This is a genomic window from Natrialba hulunbeirensis JCM 10989 (genome assembly GCF_000337575.1).
Lineage (GTDB): Archaea > Halobacteriota > Halobacteria > Halobacteriales > Natrialbaceae > Natrialba > Natrialba hulunbeirensis.
The window spans coordinates 46,558-59,393 of the sequence record NZ_AOIM01000026.1; the positions used below are offsets into that span (position 1 = coordinate 46,558).

Annotated in this window: 8 protein-coding genes; 1 reads left to right on the forward strand and 7 read right to left on the reverse strand. The window is 61.2% G+C overall.

What is annotated here, in order from left to right:
* Window positions 1-116: 116 nt before the first annotated feature.
* From C483_RS09070 to C483_RS09095, 6 genes are all read right to left on the reverse strand, one after another.
* The gene (locus C483_RS09070; RefSeq protein ID WP_006653058.1) at window positions 117-3,680 is read right to left on the reverse strand and encodes a baseplate J/gp47 family protein; all 3,564 of its coding nucleotides are present in this window, start codon (window positions 3,678-3,680) and stop codon (window positions 117-119) included.
* Window positions 3,681-3,719: 39 nt separating this feature from the next.
* Window positions 3,720-4,118 carry a GPW/gp25 family protein gene (locus tag C483_RS09075; RefSeq protein WP_006653059.1) on the reverse strand — a complete coding sequence of 133 codons (399 nt, stop codon included), beginning with the start codon at window positions 4,116-4,118 and terminating at the stop codon, window positions 3,720-3,722.
* A 3-nt stretch (window positions 4,119-4,121) separates the two neighbouring features.
* Window positions 4,122-4,412 (reverse strand): PAAR domain-containing protein, encoded by a 291-nt coding sequence (locus tag C483_RS09080; protein WP_006653060.1) that lies wholly within the window; start codon window positions 4,410-4,412, stop codon window positions 4,122-4,124.
* A 94-nt stretch (window positions 4,413-4,506) separates the two neighbouring features.
* The gene (locus C483_RS09085; protein ID WP_006653061.1) at window positions 4,507-5,244 is read right to left on the reverse strand and encodes a phage baseplate assembly protein V; all 738 of its coding nucleotides are present in this window, start codon (window positions 5,242-5,244) and stop codon (window positions 4,507-4,509) included.
* Window positions 5,241-6,266: a phage late control D family protein gene (locus C483_RS09090; protein WP_006653062.1), complete on the reverse strand. Its 1,026-nt coding sequence runs from the start codon at window positions 6,264-6,266 to the stop codon at window positions 5,241-5,243. The genes C483_RS09085 and C483_RS09090 overlap by 4 nt, the downstream gene beginning before the upstream one ends.
* 25 nt (window positions 6,267-6,291) lie before the next feature.
* A complete protein-coding gene (locus C483_RS09095) occupies window positions 6,292-6,963 on the reverse strand; it encodes a CIS tube protein (RefSeq protein ID WP_006653063.1) in 672 nt (223 codons plus the stop codon).
* Between the two features lie 30 nt (window positions 6,964-6,993).
* On the opposite strand from C483_RS09095, the gene C483_RS20220 reads away from it, so the two are divergent.
* A complete protein-coding gene (locus tag C483_RS20220) occupies window positions 6,994-7,329 on the forward strand; it encodes a hypothetical protein (protein WP_160166253.1) in 336 nt (111 codons plus the stop codon).
* Window positions 7,330-11,320: 3,991 nt separating this feature from the next.
* Here the strand turns inward: C483_RS20220 and C483_RS09105 are convergent.
* The gene (locus C483_RS09105) at window positions 11,321-12,505 is read right to left on the reverse strand and encodes a hypothetical protein (protein WP_006653066.1); all 1,185 of its coding nucleotides are present in this window, start codon (window positions 12,503-12,505) and stop codon (window positions 11,321-11,323) included.
* Window positions 12,506-12,836: the final 331 nt, after the last annotated feature.

The window sequence follows — 12,836 nt, forward strand, 5'->3', positions numbered from 1 at the left end:
TAGTCGCCGTCCTTGCCGTCCTCGTCGTGCTCCCCAGCGCCGCCCAGCACCTCGATGCCGGCAGGGTCGGCTCATTGCGTCGTCTCCTGCTGTCGACCTCCGACTGCCACCCATCCTCAGAACTCCCTCCTCGAATCTCGTCCCGAGAGCGATGTACTCGAGTCCGACGCCGACTCTGTGGCCACACTACCAGCTGTATCCGACTCTCCCACGGTCACTGACACCTGGTGTGAACCGCTACAGACGAGCGTGTCTCGGGGTAATGGCTGGCTGCTGTACGCTGTCAACTCGGACAACAGCCGTCGGTCGGCACCCGTTTCGACGAGCACGCGACACTCGAGTACGGCTGCCACGTTGTCGATCTCGGCAATGACCGAACTGAGCTGCGCAACAGTCGGAAGCGTGCCAAACGCCCAGCCATCCCCGTCGGCACCCGACAGCGGGTGAAGGAACGCCTCGAGTCGACGCTGAACCGTTTCCTTGAGCACCGAGACGCTCGTGATTGCTGTTGCCTCCAGTGTTACATCGACCGAGAGGTCGGCATAGTTCGGGCCGCGAACGACGATCCCCGTGTCGTCTGCGGCGACGAGCGATGCCGGCGCGCGTTCGGTCAGTGTTTCCCGAACACGGTGTTTGAGCGCGAGCGACGGCACTGGTTTCTCTCGCTCGGTGTGTGGAACGATGAGAACGGGGACCTGTGTGGTGGAACTGCCGGTTGTGGGTGCAAGCGAGGGATCACACGTCACTCGTGCGAGTTCTGGGAACTCGGCAGCGGCGACCCGTTCGTAGTCGCTCGCGGTCACTGCCTTGCCGCGGTGTTTGAGACTGTTCGTCGACCGCGAGACCAGCGCGTCCGTCGATTCGATGTCGGCACCGCCGTCAGCCGGCAACGGGTTCGATACTGACTCGACTAGTGCGATCGAACTCTTCAGGTCGGTAATCGTCTCGGCGCCGATGTTACCGTCGCTACCGCCGCCAGTCGTGTACGTCGCTCGGATGTTGTCCTGGCCGGCCGGCGGAATCGCGCCGTGGTCGCCATCACCGAAGGAAACGAGACCGAGTGTGCGGTTGACGACGTAGTGTCTATCCGCTGGCGTCGAATCGAGAAAGTCCGCAACTGCGTGCCAGCGCACCCAGAAGGCGGTTGGCTCACCGCGGGCGTCGTACTCCGTCGTGACCGCATCGGGTCGCTCCGCTATGAGGCGACGGCGTTCACTCGCCGACAGCGTCGACAGTTCGTCGACCCAGACCTCGATATCGATCACGGGTGCGTGTGAACAGCGAACCGACTGCTCATGTGACCCATCGCTCGAGCCGAGCAGTTCCTCCTCGATGGTGACGGTGTTGTACGCCCACTGCGTGTTCGGATACAGTCCCTCGAGAACCGGCGGCCTACTGGTTCGATCGGTGGGAACACCTGCTGGTGGCCCATCGTCAGCATGTGTCGCTGTACTCGAGTCACTCGAGTCGTCCCCACTCACGTCAGCAGACCCCGGTACAGACTTCGTAGCAGGGTCAGTCCCGTTGTCAGTGTCGAACGGAACGGGAGCATTCGAGGCTCTGTCACCTGCTTGCGTCTCGAACTCGTCTTTCGTCACTCGCGCTCGTATCCAGTGGCGTTCGTGTCCGAACAACTCGACCGCACTCGTCGAGCCGGGGACGGTCACTGTCACGACACCACGCTCAGTCAGGCCACCTGTCCGGTCGAGGACATCGAGTTTCGACCACGAGCAGCTAGCGGATACATGATCGTCGCCGGCACGCCGAACGCCGTCACAGTACTCCCACTCGATTCCCGGATCGAACGACCGTGGATACGTCGTATCCTCGACCGTGACGAACAACGACAGCGGACCGTTCTCGAGTACGTCGTCGAAACCGAGGTACAGCGTCTGCTGGTCGTCGGGCACGTCGACGAACGGCACGATCGAGTCCGGTCGGTTCGAGAGGTCGGGGCTGAAGGTCGCGTTGTTGTACCGGAAGACCGTTTCAGCGGGCTGGCTCCCGCGGTCGTACTGGACGGATACGTCGCCGAAGGCTGGCGGGTCGGGTTCGTCCGTGATCGTTCGACTTCCATCGCGTGTCACGTCGAACGACGGCTGGCCGTAGTTCCCGCTTACCAGTCGTGACCGGATCCAGACGTTGTCGTGGCCGGACACTGTTGTCGACGCGATATCCTCGGGTACCTCAAACCGGACGGTTCCGGGCGAGGTGAGCGCTGCAGTCCCGTCTTCGACGCCGTCGAGACGCGTCCAGCCGTCGCCGTTCCAGTACTCCCAGGAGAGGCGGGGCGGACCACCGAGCACGCCGATACCCGCACCCGCCGACTGCTCCGAGCCGCCGCGAGCAGCCGACGGCGTCGACCCGGCCACGACGCCGTCGGTGTCCGTCCCCGTATCCGAAGCGTCCGATCCCCCAGATGCATCATCGCCAACCCTGGTGCCATCACCATTGCGATCACCGGTTCGGTCGGGGTTCTCAGAGGGTCCATCCTCACTGTCGTCGCCAGCACTGGTGCCAGTGCCACTGCTATCGCCATCGACAACCACACTCCCAACCGGGGCAAACTCGAGATCGACCACGCCGCCCGGCTTCGTAAACGCCTCCTCGCAAGCCACGTAGAACGTCGCCGGTGGCTGTGGAATCCGTCCGAACGGCTTGATCGACCCGTCGGCCGGAGATAGCGGCACGTCGTTCGACAACAGCATATCCGGTTCCATCCCGCCATCTTCGCCGCTACTCGCTGCGTGCAACGACACAGATTCGAGCGCCGCCGACACGACAGTCGTCTCGTCGGCGAGTCGACAGCGAACCCAGCGACTGTCACACTCGTTGACCGCACACTCGAGTGTCTGTCCGGGAAGCCGGAACGTCCGTTCGGCGACGGTGTCGTCGGTGGTCGTAGCCTCGCGTCGTGAGAGGTCGGACTCGAGTTGTTCCTGGAGCGCTTCGACGCCGGCGTCTTCGCCGAGGTGAAGTCCGTCACCGACTCGTTCGAGTCGATGCCAGCCCGCAGTTCCGGTCGCGTCTTCGCCGTAGTACTCCCAGACTGTGGCATCGAAGAACTCCTCTGCGGTGGGTGCGGTTGCGGTCGCGGCGGCGTCTAACTGTATCGAAATCGACAACGAGGAGCCGGCTGCGAGCGTGAGGACGGTTTCGTGGCCCAGATAGAGGACGTGTGATTGGCGGTTGTCGCCGACGAACAGCGTATTCGATTCCGTCTCGAGGATGTCGCTGTGGTCGACGATCCGGTCGGTCTGTGGGTCGACGCCGACGACGGTAGTGAGCCTGGCTGGCGTCGCCTCGAATCCGGCGTCCTGTGGGAGTTCGAACAGCTGTGAGTCGTCGGGACCCGCAGCCGCGACGGCCTGCGTTCCGCCCGGAATCGGGACGTTGCGATCGAGATCAGTCGAGACGCTAACCGTAAGCGGCGTGCGGGCTGCCTGCGGTGGCCGCCGGTCGAAATCGAGCGCGTCGAGGAACACGAGGCGGTGTTTCTCGGGGACCTCGTTCAGCCGGTTCCAGACACCGGATTCGAACGTCGAGAAGAGACGAAGCAGTGTTCGACCGACGTCATCGGAGTGAGGATCCCACTCGTCAGTGTAGGCGTCTGCACGGGCAAGCAGGGTTTCAAAGCGCTCTGCCTGCTCTCGGTCGTCGATCGTCGGCCCCTCACGCATAGGTGTCCACCCCTCCGCGACGGGACGGCGGTCGTCCCATCAGCCATCACCCTCCGTGATGTGAAACGGGTACACCATGTTCGAGAGGCTGTTCGTCGACCGAACGTGATACTCGATTTCGATCAGGATACGGTTCGGGTCATCCGTGGCAGTTCGTGCGTCGACGTCGACGATATCGATTCGGGGCTCCCAGCGAACGAGCGCCTCGCGGACGCTGCTCTCGATCAGGTTCAATGTCGCCGGCGAGGCCGCCGAGTAGACGTGATCGTGGATCTCACAGCCAAACTCCGGGCGCATGATCCGCTCGCCCTTTGCCGTCCCGAGGATGATCCTGATCGCCTCCTGAATGTCGTCGTCGGCACTCGAAAGTTCGATGTCGCCGCGGTGGTCCGATGTGACCGGATGCTGCCAGCCGGTGCCGAGGAATTCGTCCGCCATAGCTCACCCGATGTGAACGCTTGGACAGCCCGCCACGATCGTGTTTGGTGGGCCGTTCTCGATGATTGTATCGCCCATTCTCGCCGCTGGCATCTTGTTGATCAGAACGCTGGTGCTACCGACCGCCACGGTCCCGCCGACGTGTGGGACTGGGCCCGAAGAGAGCGGACAGGTATGCACGTCTGCGAGTGCACGCCAGGCCGGACGCTTTCCGATCAGAACGTTCGGGCTCGCTGTACCGGTCAACGGCGTGCCGTGTGCAGTCGCATCGCCGAGTCGTGCTGCTGGTTTCATGGATACGTTGTCAGTGGTGTGTCAGTGGTGTCCTAGTGATGTGCCGATTCCGCGGCCGTGTTGATATGGTATGCTCGTCACTCGGTACAACTGCTCAATTGAGCTGGATAATCGCACCTCGAATCGTCAACGGTCCCGTCGCGTCGATCCCCATCAACCCGCTGCTCGAGATGTCGAGACGCGCCTTACTCGAGAGATCGATCGTATTCTTGCTCGCAATCTCGACGGACGTGCCGCCGTCGATATCGACCGTCTTCGAGCCGTCGATCCGGACCGTCGGCGCGGCCAACTCGAGTTCATCGTCGGCGGTGATCGAGACGGTACCCGACGAACTGTCGAGGGTAAGTTCGTTTTTTCCGCTGTCGTCACGAATCGCGATCGTCTCGGTGTTCTTCGAGTCGTCGACGACGATTTCGTGACCACCGCTAGTCTGGATGGTGACACTGCCGTCCTCGCCGTCGTCGAACGCGATCGTGTGTTCGGACCGAGAGCGGATTTCACGAACGTCGTTGGTTCCGTCGTTCTGCTGGGGTGGCTGTTGTTTGCCGTTCCAGAGCGAACCGACGACGTAGGGGTTGTGAATATCGCCGTTCTCGAACGCGACAAGCACCTCGTCGTCTACTTCGGGGAGGAAGTAGGCGCCGTATTCGTCGCCGGCCATCGGTGTCGCTACGCGCGCCCAGTAGCTTTCGTCGTCGGCGTCGCGCCAGGGGAACTGCAGTCTGACGCGGCCGAGGTCCTTCGGGTCTTCGTTGTCGGTGACGATACCGACGACGACACCCTGAATGCCGCCATCGGCGGTTTCACCGTCGAAGACGCTCGGTCGGCTCACGACGGCACCTCCATGGCCTCGAACGTGGTCCGATACCCCGAGGCACCCATTCGGTGGGTTGCCTTCGTGAGATGGTACGTTCCCGAAAAGCGGGTTCCGAGTTCGGCGAATCGAACCGTCTCTCCCGCACGCAGGTCAGGGATACCATCGGTTTCGCCGTGGGCCTGGACGATCCCGTCCGAAAACTGGTTATACTTCGTCTCTGCGATCCGTTCGGCTTCGTCGCGTGACATAGCTGGGACTCTGAAAACCTCCTTGTGTTTCGCGTTGGAACTGCCCGCAGTCGTGATGATCTCCTCTTTCTTTCCGACGTTCCACGACCGAACCTCGACTTCGTGGGTCTGACTCTGCTGTGTGATCTCGCCAAAAAAGTCGTGCAGTGCCTCCCCGTACCAGAGTTCGTCGATCGGATCATTGGTCACCGCTGACGAGCGCGGGACAAACCTGACGGTATCCCGTTCGGCGTAGAACTCGAACCCGTACGTCGAGGCGAGATCGTGGACGAACCGGTAGTCGCTACAGTCGTTCTGGATGAGTTTCTCGCGTTTAATATCTGCACCCTCGACGACGACCGACGAGAACGGATACGACGAGAGGACGTCCTCAACAGCCGATCCAATCGTCGTCTCCGACCAGGAATCCGACCGGGTTCCCTGCATCAGCTCCCAGAGCAACCCGTAGCCAGCAACCTGCACCGACGGGCCGCGGTCGACGGTAAATTCGCTGGTGATCGACTGGATCGTCCCGGCTAACAGCGGTGTGAGCTGTCCGTCGTCGCCATACCCCATCGAAATCTCGACGTCGGTCCCGATCTCGAAGTCGTCCCACGAGAGCCCGGCAAACTCGTCCAGTTCCTCGTCAAACGGATAGTTCAGCGCAAACGAGAAGCGGTCTGCGCCCTCGAACGTCGTCTCGACCACGAGATCGGCGATTCGACCGCCCGGCTCCTGGAACGTCTGTTCGCCGATCTGAACCGTAAACCGCGGCGAGTACCGCGGATGGTTATCCAGTTCGGGACTCATCGGAACACCTCATCGGGGTTTGCGCTCATAGCGGCGGTAACTCGAGTGTCTCGCCCGGCGTGATCGCACGCGGGTTGTCGATATCGTTCTGGTCTGCGATCGTCCGCCAGTGAGCGGAATCGCCGTACTCCTCCGCGGCGATGAGCCAGAGGGTATCGCCCTCGGTCACCGTCCAGGCTTTGGTCTTGTCCGTCGATTCGGGCGAAACCTCGGACTTGTGGTAATCTGCCGTCTTGAACTCGGTGAAGACGATCGAGACACGGGCGCGAATGGGAACGCCGCTTGGCAGAAACTTGGTGAACTGCTTATTTGCGCTCTGCACGAGAGCCGTAAAGTCGATGCCGTCACCCCAGACGAATCGACAGACCGGTGGCGCGTGGAGTTCACCGTCGACTGCCAGCAGCATGTCGATATACTTCGTGTACTGTTCGCGGACATCGACCGCTGTAGCGTCCACGTCGTCCGACTCGAGTGCATCGGTGGTATCGAAGAACAGTTCGGTCGAAAGCGTCTCGGCGTTGCCGTCGACGAACTGCATGATCGAGGCCCCCGAACCAGTCGCTTTCATCTCACCGTAGTTGACGCTCTTTTCGAGCGTGTAGGAGTTCGGATTGAACTTGCACTCGATGGTTTCGCCCTGATGCTTGCCGTTGACGATCATGATCTGTGCCTTCTCGAGCTTGCCGCCGGTTGCCATTTACAGTCCCCTCCGTTCGCGTTCGATCCGTTGTTTGCGGTCGAGTCGGCGGTAGAGCCGTTCGACGATTCGGTCCACGTCGGCATCGAACTGGACGGACTCATCACCCCAGGGGATGTCGGCGAGATCACGCCGGGCGTGGTCGGTGGCGCGGTCGTGACTGTGGGTCTGGTTGTGGGCGTGACCGTGGCCGTGGTCATGACCGGAACGATGACCATACCCAGACCCAGAATCGTGTCCGCGACTGTCTCTGCCAGCAGCGTGGTTCCGTGTCGAACCAGTCGCATGGTCTGGCAAGCCAGTCTCTCGACGCTGGCCGCGTCCGCCGACACCGTTCACACCACTGTCCGGTCCGGATGGGAGTGACGCTGCCGGAGACGACGGCCGACTTCTCGACCCGTGTGCGTGTCGCGACTGGTCCTCGTGGGACCCGTCCCGTGCAGACGACTGTGAAGGAGACTGCGAATTAAGGCCCCCCGTCCGTGGAGAACGAGTCGATGTTCTCCCCGTACCACCACGCGTTCGACCACTTGCTCGTGATCGGTCGGTCCCGATGTACTGAGGTGTGCCTGATCGGGTGGGTGCATGCGAGTGCTCGTTGGCGCTGTGACCGTCATCGATGCTGGCAGCGGTGGCTGTCTCACGCTGTGGTGTCGCTCCCGAACGGCCGTCGTGGCCTGCGACACCAGACGTTGCCGCGTCGGCAGCGGTTCCCGGTGTCGCAACACGATAGACGAGTGCCGGCCGACTGCTACTCGAGTTCATTGATTTGTTCTCTGATGGGCTGGTAGTTCGTTTTTCTCCATTTGTTTTATATTTAATCATTCCATCGTTACCATTCTGAGCGTGGGTCCCCGATGTCGCTGACTCAGTGGTTGGTGGATCGAGGTCGACGAGTCTCGTCGGTACAGACAACGTCGGTTGCGTCGTAGACGACTTTCTCCCCATCAGCGGCGGCACACGCTGTGACGAACGAGAAGTGATAGTCGAGTCAGTTCTCACCTCGTCAGCGTCGATTGATTTGATTGACTCACCAGACGTACCTGACTCGTCTAACTCGTCTACCTCACGAGAGGAGGCACCCATCCGTTCGGGCGAGGAGCGAAGGGACACAGAATCGGTCGATCGACTGGGAGTCGACGGCTGTCGAACGAAGTGTGTATTGAGAGAGGTCTGCCGACCAGTACCGAATCGGTTCCTGGCAGCCTGTCGGTTGCTGGGGTCGCCACCGCGCTGATGGGGAGCCACCACTGCCTCCTGTGATCGACTACCGAGTGCTGTATCAGGAAGACGTGCAGAACTACTGGAGGCTGATCGGGTGTCGCCGGACCAGCCAGGTTCTGAGGCTCGACGCCGACGTGAATCGAACCTGGCACTCTCTGTTGTCGCGGCTGAGCGGTTGGCGCTGTGGTTCGACCACATCGCGTGCTGGGGGGAACCAATAGTCGACTGTGGCTCACGACCAGTACGACTACCGTGGTCAGTCCAGCGAGCGGTCGACGGCATCCGTGCCGCTGTCAGTTGGTGTCGGTGGAGTACTGATGGCAGACGGGCCGTCATCGGATCCGTAGTGGCCGTTTCAGCAGTGGACTGCCGCGCGTCTGTACCCGACTCAGCACGTTGTTCTCGAGTTGGTGGAGATGACGTGCGTCCACTGGGTCGAGTCTGTTCGGATCGGACTCGAGTGGGGTCGGCTGTGCGAGCAGTGCCAGAGAGTGGGGTGTTCGACGTGTGACTGTGAGTGTGAGTGTGAGTTGAAGAGGTCTCTGACGTTTGGGTTGGAGGTGAGGTCAGAGTCGGAGCTGGGGTTTGAGTCCGAGTTGGAGCCAACGAACCGTGCGGAGAACCGTTCCGATAGTCGAATTCGTGACCGCCAGTGTGGATCAGTTCCGAGACAGGCACGGACGCCGAATCTGCGTGGGTAGTCGGGCTCGTCTCGTCAGCGGTCAGACGGGCTGCTGGTGGTCCACTCGAGTTGACCGTGACCGAGCGACGACTGTCGGTTGCTGGCGTTGCAGCAGTCACGGCAGTATCTGGTGTCGGTGGTCTCGCATCCGGTGTGTGTAATCGGGCCTGTGTCGGCGTCTGCCCCTGCGAGTCGTCCGGTCCTCTGGACTGTACCGGCCGCTGTGTGAGGCGTCTGGGTTGTTCCGAATCCAGTGTACGTGACTGCGAGACCGGTTGCGGTGGACGCGACGAGGGGGACGAGCGAGGTGAGCGGGAGATGTGAAACGAACGAGACACACGAGAAGAAGCAAGTTGGCTGATCGCCCCCGTCGTCGTACTCCCACGGCGAACGAACGCGAGGACGGTGCTCCCAGCGTCCAAGCTGTGTCGTCCAGCCGGGCCGGCCGAGTTCTGTCTCTCGCCAGTTGTGTCTCGTGTACCGACGATGTCGCCCGTATCAGCGCCAACTTCGTCATCGCTTGTCGTGATCGAACGATCCCGGCGTGGTACCGACGGAGTCGGCGCTGCAGAGCGCTGTTGACTGCGGCCCGGTCCGATGGACTGTGTACGTGACGACAGTGACTCGGTCTGGGAAACCGAAGTGATAGCCGGACGTGCGCTCCACCCGCCCTGTCTTTCCGCACCATCGTGCGGTGGTAGATCACCAGCAGAGGCCAGAGAGCGAGTCGAACCGCCTGCAGTCACCTGTTTCAGATCGGTACCGGTCTGAACAGAGTAGGTGCTATCATCGACGGATTCTGGCCCCGAAAGGCTGCGTTGATCGCCCCGATACCAACGTTCACCGCGGAAACGGAACTGCTGCTGGGACCGGGTACGCGAGACATGCGTACGCAGCGAATCGCCAGTTGGGACTCGGCGAGACGAGGTCGGCACAAGCGAGTCGGACTCGCCAACGGAAGGATAACGTACTGACCGTGCAGTGTTCGAGTATCGGGACCGGTCGGCTGAACCCGCTCTGTCTGCCCGCACCGTCGTGCGGGGCTGGATTGTGCTGACAGCGGCTGTGGACGCAGTTGCGGTCCCACCGCTGCCCGCTGTTGGCTCGACACCGTCACGACCGGGTGACCCAGCAGTTACGAAACGGCGAGGTGTTCGTACGTGATCGTCAGCCGGAGAGTCATCTATCGGCTGCACCCGCGAGTACGATCGAACAGCGCGTTTCCCTGTCGGCAGATCGATGTGGTGCTGTCCTGTCACCGACCGAACGAGCGAAAGCTGTGCTATCGAACCTGCACCGCCAGGCGGACGGTCGAAGGGACGACCGGTCCGGTCGCCTGTCGGCATCGAGTGCTCGGTCGGTACAGAGTGGACATCTACTCGAGTTGACCGTCCGACGGAGGCGCTGATACGGTCGGCCGACGAGCGCGTGTGTGTGAAACGAGCGGAACCGGGTAGTCGGTGTGGCTCCGACTGAGGCAGATACTGGGTGTCTCCCGACCGGACTCGAACGGCGTCGACCCGTGTGTGTGCCGGAACCGGAGCGACATGAGCGTCAGAGGAGGCTTTATCGTCGTCATCGTGGACCCGGGAAGTGCTGTGAAGCGGTGTCTGAAGACCGACAAAGTCGCTCCCTGTGGCTGCCACACGCTTTCGCGTTGGCGCAGTCGTATTGTGTGAAGGGGCGCTTCCGACCGGTGATATCGACTCAGCTAGCCAGGTTGAAGCGCCGGTGGGAGCGACCGTCGGATCGGCTGGAATGCCGTCAACAGAGAACGTCCACCGGAAATGAGGTGTGCGCTCGGATGGGCTGGTGGCATCCGGTCTCGTCCCAGCAACCCCCGAAGGCGAGACGACTGTCTCACGAGTTGTGGACACGGCTGCAGCGTCGTTCTCGTGGATAAACGACGGAGGGCCTGTCGGCGTAGTCGGCTCTCGGTCGAGTCCAGTAGCGCCAGTGGGGGGCGAGTGTCCGTGGGCAGAGTGTTTGTGAGGGCCACGATGGTGGTGAAGGGGGACGGAGTGACGAAAGACGAGACCGAGCGCACCGTGACGAGTGAGAATCCGATGTGCAAACCGATCGCCGAGCCGTGCTGGATCCAGCGTTCCAATCGGTCGCTGTCGACGGTCGAGACCATCGATCCCCAGTCTGTGCAGTCTGTGAGGTCTGTGTGACTCTCGATCGGTTCCTCCTCGAGTTGGTGTCGACTCCCGTGCCGTCAGGTTCGTTCGCATCTCGTGGGGAGCCCTGTTGTCGGCTCTCTCGGTGATATCGCGTACCGTGGGTTCGATCGTCGGTAGTGATGGGTCAGTCATCGAGAGCAGGCCTCCGCAGCTGGGTCCACTGTCCGGATTGGACGCCGAAAGACAACCGTTTCATCTGGGATGTATTATATAAGTATATGTCTCGAAATATATTAATTATTGCTTCTACTGTCGGGCACAAGAATCATTACTCACGTGGTGCTGTGCCAGCAACGGGTGGCTCCCCCTCGGAGTTTCCTGCTGTGGGGTCGGTTGCTGATTCAAACGAGTTCGTCGCTGTGCCGGTCATCGGTTCGGAGCGCCCCGTCGTAGTCGGTTCGCCCTCGTCTGTTGGAGCAGTGACCGACCACTGGAGCGAATAGATCGTCCCCGTTTTCGTCAGAAGCGTCGGTGTTTCACCCCCTCGTTTGAGACTGTAGCCAAGCGGCAACGCAACAGAATCGTCGTTCGGTTCGATCGAGAACGATTCGGGGATTTCGAACGAACAGACGGCACCCGGCTTGAGTGTAACGTTGACGCCGAGTCGATACAGATCGAACTCGGTGTCACGGATGCGAGACTCCGAGAGATCGATCGCTGAAGCAGAATCGTTCCTGATGGCGAGTTCGCGCGTCGACCGAGAGTCGGGAGTTCTGAGCGCAACGATAGTGAGTTCAGTTCGTGCACTCGTTGCGGCCGCGTACCGGTTATAGACGATAATCGTCGTTCCGATCCAGAGTACGAGTGCAGTCGTCACCGCTGCTGCCAGCGGAACGTGACCGCTGTACCAGGTTCCACCGTACCAGAGACCGACACCGCCTGCAACACCGACCGAGAAGCCGACGATGACGGAGAGAGTTCGACTCTCCAATCCCTTCGTATGCGCATAGCCCGTCCGGACCGACGAAAACGAGGTGTCAGCGGTTGCACTCCGTCGATCCTGTAGCAGTAACAGGCCGGCCGCAAGCGGCCAGGTGACGAGAAAGGTGAGAACGACGGCAGTAGCCGTGAGCTCGGTTACGAGCGTCAGCGAACTGAGCGCCAGAGCGGCGACAACGGCACAGAGACAGCCTACGATCACCGACTGGGCCCAGGTCGAGTACTGTCGCCAGTGGGCGTCGATCGTCGCTCGATTTGCTCGGTAGAGAAGCAGACAAACACATGCGAGCACACTGCAGGCGAACGAGACGAGAAAGAGCACCGTCTCGGAACCAAGCGATTGTGAGACGACCGGCGGTGACGTCGACGGAACCCGCGTTGTGAGTCCCGTGAGACGCCCAATGGCGATCGTAACCAGTCCGAACGCGATCCCACAGCCGACAACGAGCAAAACCGGATACAGCCGCTTTCGGATCCCGCTACCGATGAATGATCGAAGTGATTGCAGCAGCATCACTGTTATTGCACCTCCTGCCATCGCCGGTACGATGAGCCGATAGCACAGCGACAGTCAGACGACGTATCGGGATCGACAGCGGGCATCGTGCTTGGAACTGACCACCGGCATCGATGCTGACGGTGGACTCGAGCCCACCACCGATGTGACCGACACTCGCTCCCCTCGTAGACGTTCATACGAATTGTTTGTTATCCCAACTTTCTCGATCAATTATAAAGGCTCTGATTGAAATGGGTTAGGAAGGGGCTGTAGTCATATTTACCCTAGAGGAAATGGATACTACGGTGTGTGCTGGCAGGTCGACTACCGACAGCAAACGGTGCAC